Raw genomic sequence first — 24,323 nt, 5'->3', positions numbered from 1 at the left:
TCCATTCTGCCGCCGCCCCGGCAATGCCACATCCATCCGAAGGACCATCCCGGGTCAGTCTCCGGTAGCACCCACGATCATCGCTGAGCGTACGGCCTCACCCATGGCAGCGTGTATGGCGGCGTTGCCGTCCCGCCGGGTGCGCACCTCGACCATGCGCATGCCGTCCCCCTTGATCGCCCTCGGCAGGTCGTCGAGGTCCTCGACCCGCGTGTACGGCAGGCCGGTCGAGGCGGCGAGATACTCCAGATCGACGCCGTGGGACGTCCCGAAGATCCGCTCGAAGGGGTCGCCCAGGGTGGCCTGCGGCAGCAGTGAGAAGATCCCGCCGCCGTCGTTGTTGACCACGATCAGGCACAGGTCGGGCCGCGGCTCCTGGGGGCCGAGGATCAGCCCGTTCTGGTCGTGCAGCAGCGTCAGGTCGCCGATCAGCGCGTACGAGGGGCCGTTGTGCGCCAGGGCGGCGCCGATGGCGGTGGACACCAGCCCGTCGATGCCGGACGCGCCGCGGCTCGCCATCAGCCGCAGCCCGCGACGCGGCCGCATGGCCTGGTCGAGGTCCCTGATCGGCATCGAGGAGCCGCAGAACAGCAGCGAGCCGTTCGGCAGGATCTCGACCAGGTCGCGGGCCAGCCTCGGCTCGGTGAGGCCGGAGCCGTCCAGGACGGAGTCGATCGCGTGTCTGGCGACGTGCTCGGCGTGCCGCCACGAGCGCAGCCAGGAGTCGTCCCCCGAGGTGACCGGGATCTCCACCGCCTGCGCGACCTGGGTCGCCGACCGCGTCGGGTCCGGCCAGCGGGTGAGGTCCGAGGCGACCACGATGTGCTCCTCGGCCCGCCTGATCCACGACAGCAGCGGCCGCGACAGCCCGGGACGCCCCAGCGTGACCACGACGTCGGGCCGGTGCGCCTGGGCGAACTCGGGGATGCCGAGCAGGAAGTGGTAGGTCGAGATGGCGTGGTCGCCGTAGCGGCCGCCGCCGTTCGGCTCGGAGAGCACCGGCCAGCCCGCCATCCCGGCCGCCGCGACGTACCGGCGGACGTTGGCCGCGCCGTCGCCGACCACGAGCACGCCGCGCCGGGTCGGCGGGATGTGCAGCGCGGACGCCGGGGGCGCCACCCTGGCCCTGATCCACGCGCCGCCCGCGTCGCCGTCGAGCGACTCGCACCAGGAGCCGTCGCCGTCGGGGACCAGCGGCTCGCGGAAGGCCACGTTGAGGTGGACGGGGCCCGGGTCCGGCGGGCCCGCGGCCCGCTGGTAGGCGCGGCAGGCCAGCGAACGCCAGTAGGCCGCCTGGCCCGGCCGGTCCTCGGGCACGCCGACCTCGGCGAACCAGCGGACCGCGGAGCCGTACATCTTGACCTGGTCGATCGTCTGGTTGGCCCCGGTGCCGCGCAGCTCGGGCGGCCGGTCGGCGGTGAGCACCAGCAGCGGCACGCCCGACTCCGACGCCTCGATGACGGCGGGGTGGAAGTTCGCCGCGGCGGTGCCGGACGTGCAGATGATCGCGACCGGCCGCTCCGACCGCTTGGCCAGGCCGAGCGCGAGGAACGCGGCCGACCGCTCGTCGATCCGCACGTGCAGCCGTACCCGCGGCTCTTCGTGCACGGCCAGGGCCAGCGGCGTCGACCGGGACCCCGGGGCGAGGACGACGTCGGTCACCCCGCAGCGCACCAGCTCGTCGACCAGCACCGTGGCAAGCGCGGTGGCGGGATTCACTGCCGCCCCTCTCCGGCCGTTCCGGCGGCCTCCTCCATCCGTCGTCTCCAGGCGGGCGACTCGATCTCGTACGCCGCGAGGGCGCGCTGATCCACCTCTGGACGTCGTACGGCTATCGCCCCGCCGACGGGGACGAGGGAGTCCGTGACGACGTCGCCGCTCAGCAAAGGCATCGTCCCGAGTCCGCAAGCGTACGGCAATTCGGGCAACGCGGCAGCGAGAGCGAGACCGGCCGCCAGGCCGACCGACGTCTCGACGGCGCTCGACACGACCACGGGCAGCCCGCACGCCTCGGCGACGCGCAGCGCGTCGCGCACGCCGCCAAGAGGCTGCACCTTGATCACCGCGATGTCGGCCGCCTCCGCGGCGCGGACCTTCAGCGGGTCCTCCGCGCGGCGGATCGACTCGTCGGCGGCGATCGGCACGTCCACCCGGCGCCGGACGGCGGCGAGCTCGTCGAGCGTGGCGCACGGCTGCTCGGCGTACTCCAGGTCGAACCGGTCGAGCTCCTTGAGCCGCCGGACGGCGGAGTCGACGTCCCACGCGCCGTTGACGTCCACCCGGACCCGTCCTCCTGGGCCGATCGCGTCGCGGACCGCCTCGACCCGCGCCATGTCCTCGGCGAAGTCCTGGCCGCGCTCGGCGACCTTGACCTTCGCGGTGCCGCACTGCGACAGCCGTACGATCTCGGCGGCCTTCTCCGGGCCGACGGCGGGCACGGTGGCGTTCACCGGGACGGAGTCGCGCAGCGGCGCCGGCCAGCCGTCGAAGGCGGCCTCGCGCGCGCAGGCCAGCCAGCGGGCGCATTCGGCGGGGCCGTACTCGGGGAAGGGCGAGAACTCCCCCCACCCCGCGGGTCCGTGGATCAGCACGCCCTCGCGGACGGTCTGCCCCCGGAACCGCAGGGCCATCGGGATGCGGAAGATGTGCACTACGGACGGCGCGGGAACTTCGCGAAGTCCGGGGTGCGCTTCTCCTTGAACGCGTCGCGGCCCTCCTGGGCCTCCTCGCTCATGTAGTAGAGGAGCGTCGCGTCGCCGGCGAACTGCTGCATGCCGGCCGCGCCGTCGGTGACCGCGTTGAGCGCGCCCTTGAGCATGCGCAGCGCGAGCGGGGACTTCTCCAGCAGCTCGCGCGCCCACTGGACGGTCTCCTCCTCCAGGCGCTCCAGCGGCACGACCGCGTTGACCAGGCCCCACTGGAGGGCGGTCTCGGCGTCGTACTGGCGGCAGAGGTACCAGATCTCGCGCGCCCGCTTGAGGCCGACCGTCTCGGCCAGCAGCCACGAGCCGTACCCGCCGTCGAACGAGCCCACCTTGGGGCCGGTCTGCCCGAACTGCGCGTTGTCCGCGGCGATCGTGAGATCGCAGCAGACATGCAGCACGTGGCCGCCGCCGATGGCGTAGCCCGCGACCATCGCGATGACCGGCTTGGGGCAGCGCCGGATCTGAACCTGCAGGTCCAGGACGTTCAGCCGGCCGATGCCGTGCGTCTTGTCGTCGACGTAGCCGTCGTCACCGCGGATCTTCTGGTCGCCGCCCGAGCAGAATGCCCGGTCGCCGGCACCAGTGAAAATGATCACACCGACGGAGGTGTCCTCCTGGGCGACGTTGAACGCGTCCCGCAGCTCGAAGAGCGTCGTCGGGCGGAACGCGTTGTGCCGCTCCGGCCGGTTGATCGTGATCTTCGCGATGCCCTCGGCGGTCTCGTAGATGATGTCCTCGTACTCGCCTGACCGCTTCCAGTCGACGCCGCTCGTCACACTCGCTCCTCACTCCACGAACCGCCCGTTCACCGGCGGTTCCGTCTGCCGGGACTAACCTTACGACCGTGCCCAGCAGTCGCGAACACAAGGCCCACGAACACGGACCCGACGACAGGGAGCTGCACGCGCTGCTTCTGCCCCCGGGTCCGGCACTGTTCGCCGCGATCGAGCGCGCCCTGTCCGGGGACGGCCCCGCGGTGCTGCCGCTCTCCCCCGGCCTGCCGCGTCCTGCGCTCTCGGCCGCGCTCGCCTCGCTGCGCCCCACCCACGTCGTGACCCCCGAGGGCGTACGGCGGGAGCCGGGCGGGGCGCCGACGCGCGCCGCGGTGATCATCGCCACATCCGGCTCGACCGGCGCCTCGAAGGGGGTCGAGCTGACGGCGCGCGCCCTCACCTCGTCGGCGCGGGCGTCGCTGGAACGGGTCGGGGCCGCCCCGGGCGAGCGGTGGCTGTGCTGCCTCCCCCCGTCGCACATTTCGGGCGCGCAGGTGCTGGTCAGGTCGCTGTTGAGCGGGGCCGAGCCGATCATCCATCCGCGTTTCTCCCCCGAGGACGTGGCGGCGAGCGGGGCCGAGCACGTGTCCCTGGTGCCGACCCAGCTCAGGCGGCTCCTCGACCTGGGCCTGGACGTTTCGGCGTTCCGGACCATCCTGCTCGGCGGGGCCGCCGCGCCCCCCGGCCTGCTCGACGAGGCGCGGGCCCGTGGCGCCCGCGTCGTCACGACGTACGGCATGAGCGAGACCAGCGGCGGGTGCGTGTACGACGGCGTCGCCCTTGACAATGTAGATCTCAAAATCCGGGCTGACGGACGGGTCATGATCACCGGCCCGGTGCTGTTCTCCGGATATCGCCCACGGCGCGACGGCTCCGGTTCCGGGGGCGCCGAGTTCGAGGGCGGCTGGTTCGTCACCTCCGACCTCGGGTCGATCGAGGACGGGCGGCTCACGGTCCTCGGCCGGGCCGACGACGTCATCAACACCGGCGGGCAGAAGGTGGTCGCCGGGGCGGTCGCGCGCGTCCTCGCCGGGCACCCGGGCGTCCGCGACGTCGTGGTGGTCGGCCGGCCCGACCCTGAGTGGGGCGAGGTCGTCGTCGCGGTCGTCGTCGGCCCGGCGACGCTGGAGGATCTCCGTGCGTACGCCAAGGAGCGGCTGCCCGCCTACGCCGCCCCACGAATGGTGCAAAAGGTGCAGCAGATCCCGCTGTTGCCCAACGGAAAACCGGATATGGTCGCCCTGCGAAACCAAAAATGACCTCCGCGCGTCACATTTGAGGGAGGACGTCCATATGAAGCCGGATCGCAGGATGCTGATCTCCGCGGGTGTCGTCACCGCCATCGTGGTGGGCGGGGTCTCCGTGGCCACCACCGCCTCGGCGGGACGCCTTGAGCAGGCGGTCAAGGAGCAGGCCGACCAGGCCCGTGCCAAGGAAGCCCAGAAGAAGACGGACCCCGCGCCGACCCGTCAACCGGTGGCCCCGGCCGTCGAGGAGACGGGCACACTGCCCGAGGAACTCGTCGACGTCCTCCCCGACGTGGTGGAACGGCACCTCAGCGTGGATCCGGGCGCGACCGCCGACCACTGGACGACCGAGCGGTTCCAGGGCGCCGAGCCCATGCCGATGCCCCAGGTCAGCATCAGCGTCGTCACCCCGTCGGACTGACCTCCCCGCGTACTGGGGGAACAAACTCGGCTCGCGGACGTTATTGATACAGGCGCGCAGCGCCGCCACAACCGCCGCGCCCCGCTCATTGCCACCCAGTACGACGTTCTCCGTCAGGAGGAGGTGTCCTCATGCCCCCGACCGCCGTGGCGACCTCGCCCGAGCGTGTGGCGACCCCGATGACGACTCTGGACCAGCTCGTGGACCGGGGCCGCACGAACGGTCACCTTTCCCTCTCGGAGCTTCGCGAGGCGTTCGGCCAGGCCGGCGTCGCGCCCACCGAGGCCCGCAGCATCCTGCGCGAGCTCAGCGAGGCCGGCGTAGAGCTGACGGAGTCCGAGCCGGCGAAGAAGGGGTCCCGCGCCTCCGCCAAGGCCGCGACCGCCAAGGCCGCGAAGCCCGCCAGGCCACGCAAGTCCGCGAAGCGCAAGTCCGCCGCGGGCGCCGACGAATCGTCGGCCGACCTCGCCCTCGACGATGACGAGGATGAGGAGTCGACCGGCGAGAAGGCCGGGGCGGAGGAGTCGTCCGACGACAGCACCCCGATCGACCTCGACGACAACTCCTCCGTCATGGGCGACTCCGTCCATACGTACCTCAAGTCGATCGGCCGGCGCACCCTGCTGACCGCAGCGCAGGAGGTCGAGCTGGCCAAGCGCATCGAGGCCGGCCTGTACGCGGAGCACAAGCTGGAGACCGCGCTGGAGAACGGCGAGGTCCTGCGCCCCGAGGTCCGCGACGACCTCGAGTGGGTCATCGAGGACGGCAGGCGCGCCAAGGACCACATGCTGGAGGCCAACCTGCGCCTCGTCGTGTCGGTGGCCAAGAAGTACACCGACCGCGGCATGGCCCTGCTCGACGTCGTCCAGGAGGGCAACCTCGGCCTGATCCGCGCGGTCGAGAAGTTCGACTACACCAAGGGCTACAAGTTCTCCACGTACGCCATGTGGTGGATCCGGCAGGCGATCCAGCGCGGCTTCGCCGACTCGGCCCGGACGATCCGGCTGCCCGTCCACGTGCTGGAGATGCTGTCCAAGCTGTCCCGCGTGGAGCGCGACATGCACCAGCGTCTCGGCCGGGAGCCCTCCCCCGAGGAGCTGGCGGTCGAGCTGGACAAGACGCCCGACCAGATCGAGGAGCTGCTGCGGACGAGCAGGCAGCCGATCAGCCTCGACTCCACGATCGGCGAGGACGGCGAGACCCGCATCGGCGACCTGATCGAGGACGTGGACTCCCCCGAGGCGTCCGAGGTCGTGGACCGGCAGCTCCTGGCCGAGCAGCTCAAGGGCGTGCTCGGGAACCTGACGCCGCGCGAGGCGAAGATCATGGCGCTCCGGTTCGGCCTGGCGGACGGCAAGCCGCACACCCTCGACGAGATCGGCAAGTTCCTGGGCCTCACCCGGGAGCGGATCCGCCAGCTCGAGAAGGAGTCGCTGTCCAAGCTCCGCCACCCGAGCAACACCCGTCCGCTGCTCGACTGGGCCAGCTAGGCGGCCCGTCCACACGCCGCGGACGACACACAAGACGAGACGGTCCGCGCCCCGCGAAGGGGCGCGGGCCGTTTTTCCATGACCGCTGACAGAGCCGCGCGGGGAGGCGGGAGATCTCAGATTGCCGCCTGGTGGCTCACAACAGTTGCGCCTGGACGAATCCGGCCAGCAGGACCGCGACGCCGCCGATCTCGCCGACGATCAGTGCGGACATGAAGGCGGCCGTGCCGCGGACGGGATGGCGGAACTGGTTGTCGGTGTCCCGGCGCCGGCCGTGATAGACGTAGGACGCGATCGCCACGACGAAGAACAGAATCACAACGCCTGCCGCGGCGAGATTCACCACCGAAGGCCAGCCGCTCAGCTCGACGAACACCGCGATCAGCAGTGTCGCGAACGAGTAGAGCAACGCACTCCTGTGAGCGATGTCCACATAGGGATGGGCCACGTGGCGCGCGAGATCGTCAGGTCGTGACGCGCCGCAAGACGAACGGCACGAGAAGGAACGCCACGCCCGCGGTGAGGAAGGCGCCGGCCCCCGCCGCGCCGACGACCCCGCCAGCCAGCGCGGCCAGCGGTGGGACGGCGGGTTGAGCCACGCCCCAAGACGACCCTTGAAAGGCGAACCAGCGAGATCGTTCCCGCTCCGGGGCGGCATCGGCGATCATCGACTGCCAACGGCCGAGCAGCACGCCGTTCACCGCGGTGCAGGCCAGGTAGGCCGCGATGGTGAGCTGCGGGTTCGCGGTGATGGCCATGACGATCGCAAGCAATCCCAGCAGTAACGTGCCGACACTGAGAATCACCCCATGAGCGCGCCCTGTCAGCAGCCGTTTGGTCACCCAAAGGGCGAACGGGGCCAGGACGGCCGCGCCCGCCAACGTGAGCCCGGGAACCCACGCGGGCACGCCCCGCTCCAACAGCGCCAGGGGCAGGTACATCATCACCGCCAGGTAGCCGACCGCGAACGCGAGGCTCGCCACGGTGAGGCGTACCAACGCAGCGGGCGGGCGCCAGCGCGCGTCCGGGGTGACGCGTCGCGCGACGCGCGTGCCTTCGCGCGGCAGGAACACCCCGGCCACTGCGGACGCCGCCAGGCAGGTGAGCGCGTCGGCGATCACCAGCCAGCGCACGCCAAGCGGGAGCAAGACGGCGGCGAGCAGCCCCGCGGCCGCTCCGGCCGCGGTCACCGCCACGCCCAACAGCGCATAGGTCGCATGCCGTCGCTCGCCGGAGCTCGCCCGCGCCAGCAGCTCCTGCGTCGCGGGCTCGTAGATCTCGAAGGCGAACCCGACCAGCGCGATCGTGATCAGCACCTGCGCCGGAGTCTGGGCGAGAGCCAGAGCGATCAGCGACAGGCCGGTGGCGGCGAGCCCCACGGCAAGGACGCGGCCGGGCGGCCAGCGATCGAGCAGGAGCGCTCCGGCCCAGCGAGACAGAAGTGCCGTGACGCCGAAAACCGCCAGTGCCACCACGGCGAGATCCGGTCCGGCCAGCACCGCCAGGAAGGACAGCGCGTAGGCGCCGAGCTGGTTGAGGATCCGCACCCACAACAACGTCCTGGCCGCCGGGGGCAGTGACCTGAGCATTCCGTCCTCCGTTGCGGCGAACAAAGGCGTCATGCTCGCATGAGCGACCGACAATTTGCCTGGTACGGCGTATCCATCGCCGCCGAGCACATCGGCCGACGGGGGTCGAGGGAGCCCGTCTCCGTCACACGGCTGAGACAAGGGCGGCGGCTCGCACGCCGCGGACGCCACACGAAACGAGACGGCCCGCGCCCCCGAAGGGGCGCGGGCCGTCTTTCAACCGGCGGCGGCCTCAGCGGGCCGCGACGGACGCGCGCGGCACCCGGACGATGCCGGTGAGCCGGTGGGCCTCCCGCAGCGTGCGCAGGCGGTTCACCTCGGCGGTCCACATGGCACCCTTGGGCGTGGCCTTGCCCTTCCTGCGGCGGATGCGGTCGTCGTACGACTTCACGCCGAAGGTCGCGCGCTGCACGGCCTCCGCCGCACGCAGGGCGTCGGTGAGCGCGCGGTCCAGGGCGAGGCCGGCCTCGCGCAGCTCCTCGGTGGAGGCCTCGGCGGCCTGCTTCTCCCTCAGGGCGCGCTCGGCCTCCCTCGCCTTCTCCAGCAGGTCGTGGTATCCCTTTCCGACCTCCTGGTCGGCGTGGTACCTGACCTCCGCCTCCCGGCTCACACGCGGACGGAAAAACGCCATCGAAGGTCCTTCCAAATCAGGCAGATATCGCTGGCCGTAGCGTACGCCGTTTCGCCGCGACCCTCACATCCGGGCCGGGCAACGTCCTTTACGCAGTAAGGTCACCTGTGGCAGCATGATCGACATGCCTGCCAAGCGACCGCCGGTCCCGCTCTCCCTCGAACGCATCATCGACGCCGCGCTGCACATCGCCGACGGGCAGGGGCTGCGCCGGCTGACCATGCGCCGCCTCGGCGACGCGCTCCAGGTGGAGGCCATGGCGATCTACCATCACCTCCCCCGCGGCAAGGAGGCGCTGATGGACGCCCTGGCCGAGCACGTGACGACCGTGCGGGTGGAGGCCGAGGGAAGCTGGCAGGACCGCGCCCGCGCCTGGGCCCGGTCCGGCCGCGCCGCGCTGCTGGAGCACCCCGGCGTGCTGTCGCTCGCGCTCACCAAGCCACCCCAGGGCACCGCGCTGATCTCGATCAGGGACCAGACGGAGCAACTCGCCGAGGCCGGGCTCGCGGGCGCGGCGGACGCCGTGCGGGCGCTGCGGGCGTACGTCTTCGGCAGCGTGGCCGTCGAGGTGCAGCAGTCCGGCTGGGCCGACCCCGACGCGACCGTGCGGGACGCGAAGACCGCCCAGGGCGAGGAGGAGTTCGAGCGGGGCCTGGACGCCCTCCTCTCCGGCCTCCAGGCCACCGGGCACCGTCCAGGCTGACGGCCATCGGTCTCCTGAGCTTGTCCGTGTGCCACCTGAGCGACGACCTCAGGAGCTTCAGGAGTACGGCCGCGCCCCCTTGCGCCGGCGGCTGCCGATCGCGCGGTAGGTGTCCTCCAGGGCGGTCAGGGTCTCGTCGTACGTGCGCTGGGCGGCCACTCCGACGAAGAGGCAGTCGACGACGGTGAGCTGGGCGATCCGGCTACCCATCGCGCCGAAGCGGAACGGGGTCTCCCGGGCCGCGGTCTTCAGCACGATGTCGGCCAGCTCGGTGATCGGCGACGGGTGGAAGTTCGTGATCGCGATCGTGGTCGCCCCGTGGTCGGCGGCGATCCGCAGCGCCTCCAGGACGTCGACCGTGGCGCCCGTGTGCGAGATGCCGATCGCAACGTCGGCCTCGCCCAGCAGCGCCGCCGAGGTGAGCGCGCTGTGGAAGTCCCGCCAGGCGAACGCCGTCAGCCCGATCCGGTGCAGCTTCTGACGCAGGTCGTCCGCGACGTAGCCGCTCGCCCCCGCGCCGTAGAGATCGACCCGGCGGGCCGCGATGATCGCGTCGACCGCACGCCCCAGCGCGGCGACGTCGAGGTGCTCGGCGGTATCCGCCACCGCGCGGGAGTCGCTGTAGCCGATCTTGGCGACGATCTCCTCAAGTGGATCGTCGGCGGTGATGTCGCCGCCGAGCGGGCGGGCGCCGCCGTCCCGCGACGCCTCCAGCGCCATCTCGCGGGCGAGCGCGAGCCGCAGCTCGGTGTAGCCGCGCAACCCGATGGCCCGGCAGAACCGCAGCACCGTGGTCTCCGAGGTGCCGCACTTGCGGGCGAGTACGCCGATGGACAGGTCGGCGACGCCCTGAGGGTCGGCCAGCACCGCGCGCGCGACCCGCTGCTCGGCGGGCCGCAAGGACGGGATCGCGCCGCGTAACCGCACCAGGATGCCGCTCGAGTAGTCGTCGCCGGCGTCCACGCCGCCTCCCCATAGGTCTCCGGAACGTACGATGCGTGCCTACTTGCTCATGCCGGCGGTCAACCCGGCGATGATCTGCTTGGTCGCCAGGACGAACAGCACGAACAGCGGCGCCGTGGCGAGGACCAGCCCGGCGAACAGCGCCGACCAGTCGGTCGTGTACTCGCCGAAGAACTGCGACAGCCCGCGTGGGATGGTGAACTTCTCGTCGGAGCGCAGCAGCACCAGCGGGTAGAGGAACTCATGCCACAGCGGCACGAACTGGAACAGCGTCACCGACGCCAGCGCGGGCCGCACCAGCGGAAGCATGATCTGCCCGAAGATCCGGAACTCGCCGGCCCCGTCGAGCCGGGCTGCCTCGTCCAGCTCCCCGGGCAGGGAACGATAGAACGCCGACAGCACGAAGACGCAGAACGGCACCCCGGACGCGGCGTACAGCAGCGTGAGCCCGAGCAGCGAGTCGATCAACCCCATGGAGTCCATGAGGTAGAAGATCGGCACCAGGCCCAGCCGGATCGGCAGCATCAGCCCGGCCAGGAAGTACGCGCCGAGGAACCGGCTGCCGAAGAAGTCGTGGCGGGCCAGCGGGTAGGCCGCCAGCGCGGACACCGCGGTGCCGATCAGCACCGCGCCGCCGGTGACGATCAGCGAGTTCAGGAAGTACGTGCTGAACGACGCGTCCGTCCACACCTTGAGGTAACTGTGCAGCGTGGGCGACGTCGGCAGCCGCAGCGGCGCGGTGAAGATCTCGCCGGTCGGCCGCAGCGAATTGAGCAGCATGACCACCAGCGGCAGCAGCGCGACGACCGCGTACCCCCACAGCAGCAGGTGGACGGCGACCCGCCCCGGAGCCCGGCGCGCGGACGTCACACCAGCCTCCTTTCGCGGCGGCGGAAGTACGAGGTGGCCAGCAGCGACACCCCGAAGATGAACACGAACATCAGCACGGCGAGCGCCGACGACCGCCCGATCGCCTCCACGCCGCCCTCCACGAACCCGACCCGGTAGAACAGCAGACCGAGCACATCGGTCGAACCCGCCGGAGATCCGGACGAACCGGCCATCGCGTAGACCAGCCCGAAGGCGTTGAAGTTGCCGATGAACGTCAGCACGCTCACCACGCCGATCGCCGGGGTGAGCAGCGGCAGCGTCACCCGCCGGAACGCCTGCCACGCCGACGCGCCGTCGACCCGGGCCGCCTCGTGGTACTCGGCCGGGATCCCGGCGAGCGCGGCGGAGAACATCAGCATGGGGAAGCCCACCCACTGCCACGCGTTGACCAGGATGACGATCGGCAGCGCCGTACGCGTGTCACCCAGCCAGGGCAACGCCCACGAGTCCAGCCCGACCGCATCGAGGAGCGCGTTGACCGGGCCGAACGTCGGGTTGAGCAGCAGGCTCCAGAGGTAGCCGACGACCAGCGGGTCCACCAGGTACGGCGTGGTGAACGCGGCCTGCAGGAACCGCTTGCCCCGTCCGTACCGGAACAGCAGGAGGGCGAAGAGCAGCCCGACCGTGTTCTGGATCAGCATGGTCCCGCCGAAGAACAGCGCGTTGTGCCCGAACGCCCGCCACAGCTGCTGGTCGTACGGGTAGACGCTGAGCAGGTCCCGGTAGTTGCCGAGTCCGGCGAACCCCGTCTGCCGGATCCCGCGCCACTCGAAGAAGCTGTAGTCGAGCGCGCTCACCAGCGGATAGACGATGAAGACCGAGTAGAGCAGGAGCGCGGGCAGCAGGAAGACGGCCAGCACCCGCCAGCGCGGCGCGTACCGGCGGCGGGCGCCGGTACGTGCCGCGCGACGTCGGGGAACGCTCAGTTCCCTGGCTTGAACCACTGCTCGACGCCCTTCTGCACACTCGCGGCGACCGCCTCGGGGTCGGTCTGGCCCGTGAGCATCTTCTGCACCTCGTCCCGGAAGACCGCGTCACCGTTCGGCTGGCCGTACCGGAAGTTCACGAGCAGCGTGTACGGCGCGCCGTTGCCGGCGTAGTTCTTGGCCATCTCGGCCAGCAGCGGGTCCGACGGCGTGACCCCGGGGACCGCGGAGAGCTGCTTCAGCTCGGTCGCGTAGAGCTGTCCGAACTCCGGCGTCGCCATCCACTTGACCAGTTCGAGCGCCTCGGCCTGGTGGGCCGACTTGGCGTTGACGCCGAACGAGCCGTCGGCCCAGCCCGGCGTGACCGGTGTGGTCACCGGGGAGCCGGGCGGCGGCGGCACCTGGAAGATGCCGAGCTCCAGGCTCGGGTCGGCCGCGAGCACGGGCGCCAGGTCGAAGGTGCCCGTCGGGTACATCGCGGCCTTCCCGGTGACGAACAGCGCCTGGACGTCGGGGATCTTGACGGCCACCACGTCCTTGGGGAAGTACGGCTCCAGGTCCTTGATCAGCTTGACGGACGCCGTGAAGTCGGGGTCGGTGAACTTCTTCTCACCCTTGACCAGCGCGTCCCGGAAGGCGGTGCTGCCGTAGCGGGCGTTGCCGAAGATCTCATGGGTGATCGGCAGCGTCCAGGTGGCGTCGGGACCGGCCGCGACGGCGAACGGCGTGATCCCGGCGGCCTTCAGCTTCTTGGCCGCCGCGATCATGTCGTCCCAGGTGGCGGGCACCTCGATGCCGTTGTCACTGAAGAGCTTCTTGTTGTAGAGCACCTGAAGTGTCTGGTACGCGAACGGCACACCGTAGATCTTGCCGTCCGTGTGGCCCTTGGAGCCCTCCAGCAGTTTGGCGTCGAAGCCGGACAGCGCCTCCACCTTGCCGTCCAGCGGGAGGAGCTGGTCCGCCTCGACCAGCGGCTGGAGCCCGCCGTACGCCCGGAGCTGGGCGACGTCGGGACCGCCGCTGCTGGACAGGCCCGTCGCCAGGATGTTGTTGTACTCGGTGGCCTGGAACGGCTTGAACTCGACGTGGATCTTCGGGTGCGACTCCTCGAACTTGGCGAGGATCTTCTCGTACGCCTTGACGTCCTCCACCCGCCACGACCACAGGCTGAGGGTGACCTTGTCGGCGCCCGCCTTGTCGCCCTGGTCGGACGCGCCGCCGCCGGGCGCGCACGCCGCCAGTGCCACCGCGAGCACCCCGATCGCCCCGGCGATCCACCTTCTCTTCATGAGACTTCCCTTCGGCCCGCAGTTCCGTTCGTTCTCACCGAGGGTCGGGTTCACCACGTGGCTCGAGGTCCGGCCCACGCCACGAACAGGACGAACAGGGCGCCGTCGTACGGGTTTCCGGTCCTCGACGTGACGTCACCCACCCCTGACATGTAGGAAAATGTCCGCCAAGGTCACCGCGTTGACTGGAAGTTACTTACATCCGACCCTGATGGTCAACGCTTTCTTTACGGAAACTTCACGCGGGCCCGCTCCCCGTACAGATGGGCCACGACGTCGCCGCGCGAGGCCCGGCCGCCTGAACAGCGGGGTCGGGATCCGGCCTCCGGGCGACGCCGCGAAACGACGTGGAGATGACGTGGGGGCGGCGCGGAGACGGCGCGGAGAACCGTAATCTGCCGGTTATCAGACGGACGGCGTGTCGAGCTTGGACCGTTATCTTCCCTGAGGCAATCTTGTGGAATAGCTCACAACGTGGTGAGCGGAATCCGCGCGGGCGCCCCCGGCCCTCTCCCCAGGACCGGCCGAAACCGTCCTAACGGACTATGTCGCCACGTGGCGAGCGAGCGGCACACTGGTGTTGGCACCAATGTGCTGTCAGTCACACACCAACCCCAGACGCCCGCCGCCCACGTGCGGGCGAACGATAAGACACGGAGCCCCGGCGATGTGCCCTCATAGCCCGTCCTGTCCGAGCGCGGATGCGAAGGACCGCGAAGCGGCCCGCACCGTAGCGGCCCACCCTGAGCAGGGGTGGAGCCTGCTGTGCAACGGCGTCGTCCTCTTCGAGGACACCGGCGAGCTGCTGCCCGACGGTGTCGCCATCGCCCCGCACCGCCCGACCGACCTGGCCTCCAGCGCCGCCTGATCGGCATCGTGGCCGGGTCACCCGGCTGGTCCGTCCAGCCGGGCCCCTTCCCGTCGCCCCGTCCGGCGACGGGCTCAGGTACCTTTTCGCCGCCTGATCCGGCTCAGGCCCGCAGCCGCGCCAGCAGCCACCGGGCCACCTCCTCGCCCACCCGGGCGGGATCCTTCTTCAGATCGTGCCCCTCACCCGGCAGCACCACGAGCCGTGCCGCGTCGGACTCCTCGGGCACTCCGAACGGGTCGCGATCCCCGTTGATCACCAGAACGTCTATACCCGCCTGCCGCAGCTCATCCGCTCTGGAGCGTTCCGGCTTGCCCGGCGGGTGCAGCGGGAACGCCAGCGCGACCACCGCGTCCGCCCCCACCGCCCGGGCGGTACGGCAGGCGACCCGCGCGCCGTTGCTCCGCCCGCCCTGCACGAGAGGCAGCTCCGGATGGCGGGCCCGCAACTCCTCGATCATCGCGATCCACGCCTCGTCCTGCCGCGCCGCCGAGCCCGGCGCGCGGGCGCCTCTGAGCCGGAACGGCTGGGTCACCCGGGCGACCGTCCCGCCGATGGCCAGGACGGCGTCGCGTACGGCGAGCAGGTCGGGCGCGTCCACTCCCCCGGACGAGCCGTGCGTGAGGACGAGCAGCAGCCGCGGGTCGGCCGCCTCGTCCACCTCGGCCCGTCCCGGGCCGTGCGGTGTCTGTAGCTCCACCGGGGTCAGGTTACCGAGGGGCGCACGTCCCTGCTGAGGCGGAGCCGCACCTCCTCGGCCAGCGCCGTGTCGGGGTGGGCCAGGCCGTACCGCCAGACGGTCTCGGCGTCGCCGTCCCGGCCGCGCAGCGGCAGGACGCGGGCGAGCAGCTCGATGGCGAGCGCCCCGGTGCCGGCGTCGACGCCGTCGCCCTCCTCGACCGCTCCGGCGAACTCGCCGCAGGCCATGTCCAGGTGGGCGAGGCCGAGCAGGATCCGCAACCGGGCGGGCTCGGCGACGCCGGGCACGGACAGGGCGCGCAGCAGGAGGTCGGCGGCCTGCCCCGGCTCGCCGTCCTCCAGCAGCCGCTCGGCCATCCGCTCGGCGACGTCGGAGAGCCCCGCCGCACCCTCCTGCCGGTCGGGCGCGTCTCCGTCGGCCGCGACCTCCGCGAAGATCGCGGCGGCGGCGTCGAGATCGCCCGCCTCGGCCAGCCCGCGTGCGCGGTCGATCTGCCGTCCGGGGTCGATGGCCGTCATGCCGGGCCCTCCAAAATCGGGGATCGGCAAGATCCTAACGACCGGCGGGCCCGCGCGGGGAGGACATCCGCATGATGACGGCCCGCTTCCGTTCCGGGCCCGCGGTCCTCCCCGCGCTCACTCCGCTCAGTCCTCGTACGCCTCCAGGGGAGGGCAGGAGCAGACGAGGTTGCGGTCCCCGTACGCCTGGTCGATGCGGCGGACCGGCGACCAGTACTTGTTCTCCCGCAGCGCGGACACGGGGTAGGCCGCGACCGTGCGCGAGTAGGGGTGCGGCCACTCGTCGGCGACCAGGCAGGCGGCCGTGTGCGGCGCGTTCCGCAGCGGGTTGTCCGTCGGGTCGTACTCCCCGGACGCGACGCGGGCGATCTCGCCGCGGATCGCGACCATGGCCTCGACGAAGCGGTCCAGCTCGGCCAGGTCCTCGCTCTCGGTGGGCTCGATCATCAGCGTGCCCGCGACCGGGAACGACATCGTCGGCGCGTGGAACCCGTAGTCGATCAGCCGCTTGGCGACGTCGTCCACGGTGACGCCGGTCTCCTTGGTGATCTGCCGCAGGTCGACGATGCACTCGTGCGCGACGAGGCCGTCCCGCCCGGTGTACAGCACCGGGTAGTGCGGGGCGAGCCGCCGGGCCAGGTAGTTCGCCGAGAGGATCGCCTGCTCGGTCGCCTGGCGCAGCCCCTCGCCGCCCATCATCCTGATGTACGCCCAGGAGATCGGCAGGATGCCCGCGGAGCCGTACGGCGCGGCGGAGACGTCGCCCGAGCCCCGGCCGGGGAGGTAGGGGGCGAGGTGGGCCTTGACCGCCACCGGCCCGACACCCGGCCCGCCGCCGCCGTGCGGGATGCAGAACGTCTTGTGCAGGTTGAGGTGGCTGACGTCCGCGCCGAACTCGCCGAGCCTGGCCAGGCCGACGAGGGCGTTGAGGTTGGCGCCGTCGACGTAGACCTGTCCCCCGGCCTCGTGGACCCGCGCGCAGATCTCGACGATCGTCTCCTCGTACACCCCGTGGGTGGACGGGTACGTCACCATGATCGCGGCGAGCGCGTCGCGGTGCTTGTCGATCTTGGCGGCCAGGTCGGTGAGGTCGACGTTGCCGTTGTCGTCGCAGGCGACGACGACGACCCGCATCCCGGCCATGACCGCGCTGGCCGCGTTGGTGCCGTGCGCGGACGACGGGATCAGGCAGATGTCCCGGCCGCCCTCGCCGCGCCCGTGGTGGTAGGCGCGGATGGCGAGCAGCCCGGCGAACTCGCCCTGGGAGCCCGCGTTCGGCTGGATCGACACCGCGTCGTAGCCGGTGACCTCGGCGAGCCAGCCCTCGAGGGTCTCGATCAGCTCGACGTAGCCCGCCGCCTGCTCGCCCGGGACGAAGGGGTGGATGCCGGCGAACTCCGGCCAGGTGATCGGCTCCATCTCGGTGGTCGCGTTCAGCTTCATCGTGCAGGAGCCGAGCGGGATCATCGAGCGGTCGAGGGCGACGTCCTTGTCCTGGAGCCGGCGCAGGTAACGCAGCATCGCCGTCTCGGACCGGTACGAGTGGAACACCGGGTGGGTCAGGAAGTCACTGGTCCGGGCGAGGTCGGCCGGCAGCGCGTCCGGGGTCACCCGGTCCAGGTCGTCGATCACGGCGCCGTCGGCGGAGCCGGGCACGCCGAAGGCGGCCCACACGATCTCCAGGTGCTCGGCCGCGGTCTTCTCGTCGCAGGCGACCGCGACGTGGTCGGCGTCCACGAGCCGGAGGTTGACGCCCGCCGCCTCGGCGGCGGCGACGACCTGGGCGGCACGCCCGGGGACGCGGGCCACGACGGTGTCGAAGAACTCCTCGTGCGCGACCTCGACGCCGCCCTGACGCAGCCCGGCGGCGAGCACGGCCGCGTGGCGGTGGACGCGCTGGGCGATCCGCCGCAGGCCGTCCGGACCGTGGTAGACGGCGTACAGGGAGGCCATGACGGCGAGCAGGACCTGCGCGGTGCAGATGTTGCTGGTCGCCTTCTCCCTGCGGATGTGCTGCTCGCGGGTCTGCAGCGCGAGCCGGTAGGCGGGCCGCCCGTCCGCGTCGACGGAGACGCCGACCAGGCGTCCGGGCATCTGCCGCTGGAGGCCCTCGCGTACGGCCATGTAGGCGGCGTGCGGGCCGCCGAAGCCGAGGGGGACGCCGAACCGCTGGGAGGAGCCGACGGCGATGTCCGCGCCCAGCTCGCCGGGCGACGCCAGCAGCGTCAGCGCGAGCAGGTCGGCGGCGGCGACCACCTGCGCGCCCGCCGCGTGCGCCCGCTCGGCCAGCGCGCGGAAGCTCGCCACCCGCCCGCTCGCCCCGGGGTACTGCACCAGCACGCCGAAGCACTCGGGCAGCGCGACGCCGGGGGCGGCGAGGTCCGCCTCGACGAGGGTGATGCCGAGCGGCTCGGCCCGGGTCGCGAGGACCGCCTTGGTCTGCGGCAGCGCGTCGGTGTCGACCACGAAGACGTCGCTCTTGACCTTGCTGGCCCGGCGGGCCAGGGTCATCGCCTCGGCGGCGGCCGTGCCCTCGTCCAGGAGCGAGGCCCCGGCCACGTCGAGGCCGGTCAGGTCGGTGATCGCGGTCTGGAAGTTGAGCAGCGCCTCCAGCCGGCCCTGCGAGATCTCCGGCTGGTACGGCGTGTACGCGGTGTACCAGCCCGGGTTCTCCAGCACGTTGCGCAGGATGACGCCCGGCGTGATCGTGTCGTGGTAGCCGAGGCCGATCATCGAGGTGAGCACGCGGTTGCGGCCCGCGATCGCCCGCAGCTCGGCCAGCGCGCGCGTCTCGCTCGCCGCCTCGGGCAGCGCGAGCGGCGTCGTGGTCCGGATCGCCTCGGGTACGGCGACGGCCACCAGGTCGGCCACGGAGGCGTATCCGACGGCCTCCAGCATGCGCGCCTGCTCGGCGTCCGAGGGGCCGATGTGACGGGCCGCGAAGGGCGGGCCGGAAAGATCGCGAAGTGGTGACCGGTCGGTCATGTGCAAGCCTCCTGCGGCGGATCGAGACCTCGGGGGCGCACGCGTGCGCCAGGTCTCCCCCTCTGTCATCGCGACCAGCCGACCGGCGGCGGGACAACGACCTGAGAGCTTCACCCCGGAGGGCTTGCACCGTCGGTGAGCACGCCTGGTGGACGTGCTGCTTTCCAGAGTTGCCTCTCCCGCGCGGTACGGGATGCCTGAGAGATTCCGGGGAGGGTTGCTCCTTCGGCGCCTCTGCTAAAGAGGTCTCTCCCGCACGGGGTCGTCGGCTTTCGTCACTCTACCGCTTACCCCGAGGCGGGGCATTCACCCGGTCTCGTGGATTTTCACCCGATCCGCCGCCATATCACCGGTCACAGCCGTTTTCGCTGGTCTTCTCCGGTTTCGGGGGCGGCGCGGGGCTCTCGCTCGCGGCTCTCAGCCGGTCTTGCGGGACTTCCTGCGCTGGGCCAGCTCGTCGGCCGGATGGTCGGCCTCCGAACCCGAGCCGGACTCGGCCCGCTCGCCCGGCAGCTCGGCCAGCGATCCCTCGACTTCCCGCCAGACGCGCCCGAGAGCGATGCCGAACACTCCCTGACCGCCCTGGAGCAGGTCGATGACCTCGTCGGGCGACGTGCACTCGTACACGCTGACACCGTCGCTCATCAGAGTGATCTGGGCGAGGTCGTTGACTCCCCTGTCCCGGAGATGCTGGACGGCGGTGCGGATCTGCTGGAGCGAGACGCCGGTGTCCAGGAGGCGTTTGACGACCTTGAGCACGAGGATGTCGCGAAAGCTGTACAGGCGCTGCGAGCCGGATCCGTGCGCGGCTCTTATGGTCGGCAGGACCAGCTCCGTCCGGGCCCAGTAGTCGAGCTGACGGTAGGTGATGCCGGCCGCCGCGCAGGCGGTGGGACCGCGGTACCCGACGTCGTCGGGGAGCCTCATCGGCCGCTCGTCGAACAGCAGTCCCTGCTCACCGGCGCGCTCTCGCGCTGACTGACGGGCCGGATCATGCTGGTCGGCCGCTTTACCCTCGCCGCTGCTGACCGCCACTGCGGACCTCCGGCTTTCTCTCATCCCACGGTCTGATCTGGGGGTTCATGAATTACAACCGTGGATTCCCTTGCACCGTAGGACCGGGGACATTCTCAGTCAACGACCCCGCACGGCGCGTCGTGAAGCGTTAAATTCCCGAAATCAACCCCTACCCAGCACGTCCGAAGTCCTCGGGCGTGATGTTGTCGAGGAACTCCCGGAACTTCTCCACCTCGTCCTCCTGGTCGTCCGGCATGCTCACGCCGGCCTCCCTGAGGACCTCCTCACTGGCGTAGATCGTCGCTCCGGTGCGGAGCGCGAGCGCGATCGAGTCCGAGGGCCGGGCGCTCACCTCCACCCCGTTCGAGAACACCAGATCGGCGAAGAAGATCTGGTCGCGTAGCGCGACGATGTTGACCGTTTGCAGGCGCACCCCCAGCGCCTCCAGCACGTCACGGAACAGATCATGAGTGAGCGGGCGCGGTGGCGGCTCCTCCGCCTGGGCGAGCGCGATGGCCGTCGCCTCGGTCATGCCGATCCAGATCGGCAGGTACCGATCGCCGTTCGTCTCCTTCAGGAGGACGATCGGCTGGTTGGTGGGCATCTCAACGCGAACCCCCACGACCTCCATCTGCAACACGGGCGACTCCGTCTCAAAGTGGCGCGGCATATCACCAGGCCTTCAACGTAACACCCGCTGCGGGTCGGCCCGGTCACTGCCCCAGAACGCGGCGAACACTGCCACGAAGCAACACAGTGTGCAATTCGAGGAGAAGTCCGGATATTTCCCGGCCGGTCTCCTCGGCCTGTCCGATCGCGCCCGGTGCGCGGCGGCGCAGCAGCGGGGCCACGACCTGCTCGACCAGGCTCGCCTCGCGCTCGGCCGCGGCCCGGACCATGCGCAGGTGGCGGGCGTGCAGGCCGAACCTGGCCAGTGATCCCACGTTGCGGGCGATCTCCAGGGCGTCCGCGTCGTACCAGCGGGCCACGGAGGCCACCAGGCCGAAGCTCTCCAGCTCGGCGAGGGTGTCCTCGTCGATCTCGGCGGCCCGGAGCAGATCCTCGCGGCTGAGCCGCACCGGCGGGGTCTCCTGAGGCAACGCCCGCGGGCGGGCGGCCTGCTCGTCGAGGTTTTCCTTGATCACGCGGAGCGGGAGGTAGTGGTCACGCTGCGCGGTGAGGATGTAGCGGAGCCGCTCGACATCCGCGTGGTTGAACTTGCGGTACCCCGAGGGACTTCGCTGCGGCTCGATGAGCCCCTCGCCCTCCAGGAAACGAATCTTGGAGATCGTCACGTCAGGGAACTCGCCCTGCAGCAGCGCGAGCACCTCCCCGATGCTCATGAACGCCCGTACCGCCTGCGCGCTCATGACTTACCCGCCCCTCCCTCAGAGATCACTGGCCCCCAAGGCCGCGCATGAAGAACACCAACCGGAACTTGCCGATCTGCACCTCGTCGCCCCCCGTCAGGGGGAACTCCTCTATGCGCTCACGGTTGACGTACGTCCCGTTGAGGCTGCCGACGTCGCGGACGGTGAACTGGCCGCCGCGCCGGTAGAACTCCACGTGCCTTCTGGACACCGTCACATCGTCCAGGAAAATGTCGCTCTCCGGGTGGCGACCCGCCGTGGTGAGATCACTGTCCAGCAGAAAGCGGCTTCCCGCGTTGGGGCCTCGCATGACGACCAGGAGCGCGGTGCCCGGCGGAAGCTGCTCGATGGCCGCCCTGTCGGGCAGCAGGGTCTGCCCCGACTCGTAGTCCACCGCCTCCAGCGAGATCGTCGAGGTGGTGTCGAAAGCGGCCGGCGCCGGAGCGCTCAGCGGGGAACCGCATCTGGAACAGAAACGGGCATCCTCGGGGTTGGCATGACCGCACTGCGTGCAGTAGACGCTGGGCATCGAACGGCTCGGCCTCTCTTATGACTTGCTCAGACGGCGAATGCCGCAACTTACGCTGATCACGCACAAAGGTCAAGAAAGCGTGCTCGACACGGACTGACCAACGCTACAGCCCAGCACCGCTCAAGGTCCATCCCGCCACACCGTTTCCCGTGTTCCCGAACGTCACCGCTCCCAAGATTTGTGCATGATCGGGGAGATTGTTACTGTGCTCCGGCCGCGTGTTCCACGACGCGGGCCCATCGTTCCAGTAGGGCCTGCGCGGTGTCCACGTCGCCGCCCTCGGCCCACAGGTGGGTGACCGCCTGCGAGGGGTCGGGCAGGACCAGGGCCCAGCTCCCGTCCTCGCCCACGACCCGCACGCCGTCGGTGGTGTCGACGTGCAGCCCCTCGGCGGCCTCCACCACCGACCGCATGACCGTGCCCTTGTGCGCCCACGGCGTGGGGATGGTCCGCCGCAGCAGTTTCGCCTCCGGAATGCGGGCGTCGATCTGGCTGAGCGACAGGCGGGTGCGCGCGACCAGCCCGAGCAGCTTCAGGAACACCGCCAGCCCGTCCAGGGTCGGGCCGAACTCGGGGACGATGAACCCGCCGCGCCCATCGCCCGCGAAGATCATGTCGGTGTGCGTCGCCGCCGTGGTCAGCGCGTCCAGGCTGGTGGGCGTCCACTCCACCTGCACCCCGTGGAACCGGCAGACCATCTCCGCCACCCTGGTAGTCGTGACCGGCAGGGCGACCCGGCCGCCCCTGCGCTCGGCCGCCACCAGGTCGAGAACCACGAGCAGCGCCCGCTCCTCGTTGATGAGCTGGCCCATCTCGTCGACCAGGGAGATCCGCTCTCCCACCGGGTCGAACCGTACGCCGAAGGCGGCCCGCGAGGAGGCGACCAGCTCGGCCAGGCGCTGCAGGTCGCGGCGCCGCTCGGCGAAGGTCTCGGTCGGCGAGGCGTCGTCGAGGCGGTTGTTCACGGTGAGGACGTCCACCCCGACCCGGCCCAGCAGACTGGGCAGGACCAGGGACGACGTGCCCCCGGCGCAGTCCACGACCACCTTCATCTCGGCGTCCTTGACGCCGTTCACGTCGACGCAGCGCAGCAGCTCGCGGGTGTAGGTGTCCACCGCGCGGGCCGGGAAGGTCAGCTCGGCGATCTCGCCGGGGAAGGCCCGGCGGTACTCCTGCCGGGAGAAGATGCGCTCCAGCTTGCGCTGGGCGCCCTGCGAGAGGTCGGCGCCGGTGTCGTCCATGAAGACGATGTCGACGCTCTGCGGGTCGCCCGCGCTCGTGCGCAGCGCGATGCCGCCCTTGACGCTCTCCCGGGAGGTGTGGAAGCGGGCGACGGGCAGCGCGCACGCCTCGAGGTCGACCACGTTGATGGCGCTCGAGTTCAGCGCGCCGATGACCGCCCGCTTGAAGGCGCGGGCCGCGCGGGAGGCGTCGCGTGAGGTGACGACGGTGTCGCCCTTGCTGACCATCGTGGCGTACGCGCTGGCAAGCCGTACGCACAGCTCGGGGGTGATCTCGACGTTGACCAGGCCGGAGACGCCGCGCGGGCCGAACAGGCTGCGCTGGCCGCGCGACTCCCAGATCACGCTGGTGTTGACGACGGCGCCGGCCTCGACGGTCTTGAACGGGTAGATCTTCACCCCGGAGGAGACGTACGCCTCGGACTCGATCACGCACTCGTCGCCGACGACCGCGTTCTCCTCGATCCTCGCGCCGGTCATCACGTCGGTGTTCTTGCCGATCACGCATCCGCGCAGGTGGGCGGCCGGGCCGACGTAGACGTTGTCGTGGACGACCGCCCGGTGGAGGAACGCCCCCTCTTTGACCACCGCGTTGCTGCCGAGCACGGTGTACTCCCGCAGCTCCGCGCCGGCCTCCACCTTGGCGTAGTCGCCGATGTAGAGAGGACCCTTGAGCACCGCGTCGGGATCGACCGAGGCGCCCTCGGCCGTCCAGACGCCCGGCGCGAGCTCGAAGGCGTCGAAGTCGACCCTGACCTTGCCCTCGAGGACGTCGGCCTGGGCCTTGAGGTAGCTCTCGTGCGTGCCGACGTCCTCCCAGTAGCCCTCGGCCACGTACCCGAAGAGCGGGAGGCCGCGTTCGAGCAGCCGGGGGAAGACGTCGGAGGACCAGTCGACCGACCGCCCGGCCTGGACCTCGTCGAGGACCTCGGGCTCCATGATGTAGATGCCGGTGTTGACCGTGTCGGAGAACACCTGGCCCCAGGTGGGCTTCTCCAGGAACCGCTGGATCCGGCCGTGCTCGTCCACGATGATGATGCCGAACTCCAGGGGGTTCGGCACCCGCTTGAGGCCGATGGTGACGAGTGCGCCGTTCTCCTCGTGGAACCTGAGCATGTCGGTCAGGTCGATGTCGGTCAGGGCGTCGCCGGAGATGACGAGGAAGCGCTCGTCGCGGAGCCGGTCGGCGGCGTTCTTCACGCTGCCCGCGGTGCCGAGCGGGATCTCCTCGGTGGCGTAGTGGAGGCGCATGCCGAGCTCGTCGCCGTCGCCGAAGTAGTTGCGGATGAGCGCGGCCAGGAACTGCACGGTCACCACGGTGTCGATGAAGCCGTGTTTCTTCAGCAGCCGGAGTACGTGCTCCATGATGGGCCGGTTGATGATGGGGAGCAGGGGTTTGGGTTGATTGGCGGTCATCGGCCGGAGCCGCGTTCCCTCCCCGCCCGCCATGACGACGGCCTTCAC

Annotated in this window: 23 protein-coding genes and 2 riboswitches; of the genes, 5 read left to right on the top strand and 18 right to left on the bottom strand. The window is 70.8% G+C overall.

The genetic code is table 11. The features are described 5' to 3' along the window. Positions 1-54 precede the first annotated feature (54 nt). The 3 genes from menD to menB are packed head-to-tail and all read right to left on the bottom strand — an operon-like array spanning position 55 to position 3,481. On the bottom strand, positions 55-1,719 hold the full coding sequence (gene menD / locus AWQ71_RS15925; RefSeq protein WP_067133597.1) for a 2-succinyl-5-enolpyruvyl-6-hydroxy-3-cyclohexene-1-carboxylic-acid synthase: 1,665 nt from the start codon (positions 1,717-1,719) through the stop codon (positions 55-57). Then, complete coding sequence (locus tag AWQ71_RS15920; RefSeq protein ID WP_084258926.1) at positions 1,716-2,651, bottom strand: o-succinylbenzoate synthase; 936 nt, start codon at positions 2,649-2,651, stop codon at positions 1,716-1,718. Before AWQ71_RS15920 ends, menD begins: the two co-directional genes overlap by 4 nt. Continuing rightward, a complete protein-coding gene (gene menB, locus AWQ71_RS15915) occupies positions 2,651-3,481 on the bottom strand; it encodes a 1,4-dihydroxy-2-naphthoyl-CoA synthase (protein WP_067133594.1) in 831 nt (276 codons plus the stop codon). Before menB ends, AWQ71_RS15920 begins: the two co-directional genes overlap by 1 nt. Before the next feature lie 68 nt (positions 3,482-3,549). Between menB and AWQ71_RS15910 the strand changes: the two genes are divergently transcribed. The 3 genes from AWQ71_RS15910 (at position 3,550) to AWQ71_RS15900 (ending at position 6,636) form a co-directional block, all read left to right on the top strand. Next, entirely contained in the window at positions 3,550-4,737 is a 1,188-nt protein-coding gene (locus AWQ71_RS15910) for an AMP-binding protein (protein WP_067133592.1), read from the top strand. 34 nt (positions 4,738-4,771) lie between these two features. After that, the gene (locus tag AWQ71_RS15905; RefSeq protein ID WP_067133587.1) at positions 4,772-5,146 is read left to right on the top strand and encodes a hypothetical protein; all 375 of its coding nucleotides are present in this window, start codon (positions 4,772-4,774) and stop codon (positions 5,144-5,146) included. Between the two features lie 131 nt (positions 5,147-5,277). Continuing rightward, positions 5,278-6,636 carry an RNA polymerase sigma factor gene (locus AWQ71_RS15900; RefSeq protein ID WP_067133585.1) on the top strand — a complete coding sequence of 453 codons (1,359 nt, stop codon included), beginning with the start codon at positions 5,278-5,280 and terminating at the stop codon, positions 6,634-6,636. A 136-nt stretch (positions 6,637-6,772) separates the two neighbouring features. Here the strand turns inward: AWQ71_RS15900 and AWQ71_RS15895 are convergent, their stop codons facing one another. The 3 genes from AWQ71_RS15895 to AWQ71_RS15890 form a co-directional block, all read right to left on the bottom strand. Then, complete coding sequence (locus AWQ71_RS15895) at positions 6,773-7,045, bottom strand: hypothetical protein (RefSeq protein ID WP_218001804.1); 273 nt, start codon at positions 7,043-7,045, stop codon at positions 6,773-6,775. Positions 7,046-7,100: 55 nt separating this feature from the next. Continuing rightward, on the bottom strand, positions 7,101-8,225 hold the full coding sequence (locus tag AWQ71_RS41650) for an MFS transporter (protein ID WP_218001802.1): 1,125 nt from the start codon (positions 8,223-8,225) through the stop codon (positions 7,101-7,103). 232 nt (positions 8,226-8,457) lie between these two features. Beyond that, the gene (locus AWQ71_RS15890; RefSeq protein WP_067133582.1) at positions 8,458-8,856 is read right to left on the bottom strand and encodes a hypothetical protein; all 399 of its coding nucleotides are present in this window, start codon (positions 8,854-8,856) and stop codon (positions 8,458-8,460) included. Positions 8,857-8,980: 124 nt separating this feature from the next. Here AWQ71_RS15890 and AWQ71_RS15885 point away from each other — a divergent pair, with 124 nt between their 5' ends. Continuing rightward, complete coding sequence (locus AWQ71_RS15885) at positions 8,981-9,559, top strand: TetR/AcrR family transcriptional regulator C-terminal domain-containing protein (RefSeq protein ID WP_067133871.1); 579 nt, start codon at positions 8,981-8,983, stop codon at positions 9,557-9,559. A gap of 57 nt (positions 9,560-9,616) precedes the next feature. On the opposite strand, the gene AWQ71_RS15880 is transcribed toward AWQ71_RS15885, so the two are convergent. Genes AWQ71_RS15880 through AWQ71_RS15865 form a run of 4 tightly spaced genes read right to left on the bottom strand, consistent with a single transcriptional unit; the run spans position 9,617 to position 13,628 of the window. Then, positions 9,617-10,522: a MurR/RpiR family transcriptional regulator gene (locus tag AWQ71_RS15880; protein WP_067133579.1), complete on the bottom strand. Its 906-nt coding sequence runs from the start codon at positions 10,520-10,522 to the stop codon at positions 9,617-9,619. Between the two features lie 39 nt (positions 10,523-10,561). Then, positions 10,562-11,392 (bottom strand): carbohydrate ABC transporter permease, encoded by an 831-nt coding sequence (locus tag AWQ71_RS15875; RefSeq protein WP_067133576.1) that lies wholly within the window; start codon positions 11,390-11,392, stop codon positions 10,562-10,564. Next, positions 11,389-12,357, bottom strand: coding sequence for a carbohydrate ABC transporter permease (locus AWQ71_RS15870; RefSeq protein WP_245658308.1), 969 nt, complete (start codon positions 12,355-12,357; stop codon positions 11,389-11,391). The genes AWQ71_RS15875 and AWQ71_RS15870 overlap by 4 nt, the downstream gene beginning before the upstream one ends. Further along, positions 12,336-13,628, bottom strand: a complete 1,293-nt coding sequence (locus AWQ71_RS15865; protein WP_067133570.1) for an extracellular solute-binding protein — start codon at positions 13,626-13,628, stop codon at positions 12,336-12,338. The genes AWQ71_RS15870 and AWQ71_RS15865 overlap by 22 nt, the downstream gene beginning before the upstream one ends. Positions 13,629-14,295: 667 nt before the next feature. Between AWQ71_RS15865 and AWQ71_RS15860 the strand changes: the two genes are divergently transcribed. Further along, complete coding sequence (locus AWQ71_RS15860; RefSeq protein WP_067133568.1) at positions 14,296-14,496, top strand: DUF5999 family protein; 201 nt, start codon at positions 14,296-14,298, stop codon at positions 14,494-14,496. Positions 14,497-14,599: 103 nt separating this feature from the next. Here the strand turns inward: AWQ71_RS15860 and AWQ71_RS15855 are convergent, their stop codons facing one another. From AWQ71_RS15855 to AWQ71_RS15820, 8 genes are all read right to left on the bottom strand, one after another. Then, a complete protein-coding gene (locus AWQ71_RS15855) occupies positions 14,600-15,196 on the bottom strand; it encodes an alpha/beta hydrolase family protein (protein ID WP_067133563.1) in 597 nt (198 codons plus the stop codon). Between the two features lie 5 nt (positions 15,197-15,201). Beyond that, positions 15,202-15,714 carry a hypothetical protein gene (locus tag AWQ71_RS15850; RefSeq protein ID WP_067133560.1) on the bottom strand — a complete coding sequence of 171 codons (513 nt, stop codon included), beginning with the start codon at positions 15,712-15,714 and terminating at the stop codon, positions 15,202-15,204. A gap of 126 nt (positions 15,715-15,840) precedes the next feature. Continuing rightward, complete coding sequence (gene gcvP / locus AWQ71_RS15845) at positions 15,841-18,699, bottom strand: aminomethyl-transferring glycine dehydrogenase (RefSeq protein ID WP_067133558.1); 2,859 nt, start codon at positions 18,697-18,699, stop codon at positions 15,841-15,843. 52 nt (positions 18,700-18,751) lie between these two features. Next, a riboswitch (glycine riboswitch) is annotated at positions 18,752-18,873 on the bottom strand. Further along, a riboswitch (glycine riboswitch) is annotated at positions 18,874-18,964 on the bottom strand. Positions 18,965-19,116: 152 nt separating this feature from the next. Further along, positions 19,117-19,734, bottom strand: coding sequence for a MerR family transcriptional regulator (locus AWQ71_RS15840; protein ID WP_067133555.1), 618 nt, complete (start codon positions 19,732-19,734; stop codon positions 19,117-19,119). A 151-nt stretch (positions 19,735-19,885) separates the two neighbouring features. Beyond that, entirely contained in the window at positions 19,886-20,356 is a 471-nt protein-coding gene (locus tag AWQ71_RS15835) for a bifunctional nuclease family protein (RefSeq protein ID WP_157570373.1), read from the bottom strand. 73 nt (positions 20,357-20,429) lie between these two features. Continuing rightward, positions 20,430-21,086 (bottom strand): transcriptional regulator FtsR, encoded by a 657-nt coding sequence (gene ftsR, locus AWQ71_RS15830; protein WP_067133552.1) that lies wholly within the window; start codon positions 21,084-21,086, stop codon positions 20,430-20,432. A 25-nt stretch (positions 21,087-21,111) separates the two neighbouring features. Next, complete coding sequence (locus AWQ71_RS15825) at positions 21,112-21,615, bottom strand: double zinc ribbon and FHA domain-containing protein (RefSeq protein WP_067133549.1); 504 nt, start codon at positions 21,613-21,615, stop codon at positions 21,112-21,114. Positions 21,616-21,818: 203 nt separating this feature from the next. Further along, a complete protein-coding gene (locus tag AWQ71_RS15820; protein ID WP_067133546.1) occupies positions 21,819-24,323 on the bottom strand; it encodes a mannose-1-phosphate guanyltransferase in 2,505 nt (834 codons plus the stop codon).

The sequence above is a fragment of the Microtetraspora malaysiensis genome (assembly GCF_001528665.1).
Lineage (GTDB): Bacteria > Actinomycetota > Actinomycetes > Streptosporangiales > Streptosporangiaceae > Microtetraspora_A > Microtetraspora_A malaysiensis.
The sequence above is the reverse complement of the archived record's forward strand: the minus strand, read 5'-3'. Positions and strand labels throughout refer to the sequence as shown.

What these genes read in the sequence shown, in the direction of transcription:
- gcvP (WP_067133558.1), bottom strand. Translation starts at nt 18,699, where the DNA reads ATGACCGACCGGTCACCACTTCGCGATCTTTCCGGCCCGCCCTTCGCG.
- AWQ71_RS15885 (WP_067133871.1), top strand. Translation starts at nt 8,981, where the DNA reads ATGCCTGCCAAGCGACCGCCGGTCCCGCTCTCCCTCGAACGCATCATC.
- AWQ71_RS15865 (WP_067133570.1), bottom strand. Translation starts at nt 13,628, where the DNA reads ATGAAGAGAAGGTGGATCGCCGGGGCGATCGGGGTGCTCGCGGTGGCA.
- AWQ71_RS15850 (WP_067133560.1), bottom strand. Translation starts at nt 15,714, where the DNA reads ATGACGGCCATCGACCCCGGACGGCAGATCGACCGCGCACGCGGGCTG.
- ftsR (WP_067133552.1), bottom strand. Translation starts at nt 21,086, where the DNA reads ATGAGCGCGCAGGCGGTACGGGCGTTCATGAGCATCGGGGAGGTGCTC.
- AWQ71_RS15890 (WP_067133582.1), bottom strand. Translation starts at nt 8,856, where the DNA reads ATGGCGTTTTTCCGTCCGCGTGTGAGCCGGGAGGCGGAGGTCAGGTAC.
- AWQ71_RS15905 (WP_067133587.1), top strand. Translation starts at nt 4,772, where the DNA reads ATGAAGCCGGATCGCAGGATGCTGATCTCCGCGGGTGTCGTCACCGCC.
- AWQ71_RS41650 (WP_218001802.1), bottom strand. Translation starts at nt 8,225, where the DNA reads ATGCTCAGGTCACTGCCCCCGGCGGCCAGGACGTTGTTGTGGGTGCGG.
- AWQ71_RS15900 (WP_067133585.1), top strand. Translation starts at nt 5,278, where the DNA reads ATGCCCCCGACCGCCGTGGCGACCTCGCCCGAGCGTGTGGCGACCCCG.
- AWQ71_RS15860 (WP_067133568.1), top strand. Translation starts at nt 14,296, where the DNA reads ATGTGCCCTCATAGCCCGTCCTGTCCGAGCGCGGATGCGAAGGACCGC.
- AWQ71_RS15825 (WP_067133549.1), bottom strand. Translation starts at nt 21,615, where the DNA reads ATGCCCAGCGTCTACTGCACGCAGTGCGGTCATGCCAACCCCGAGGAT.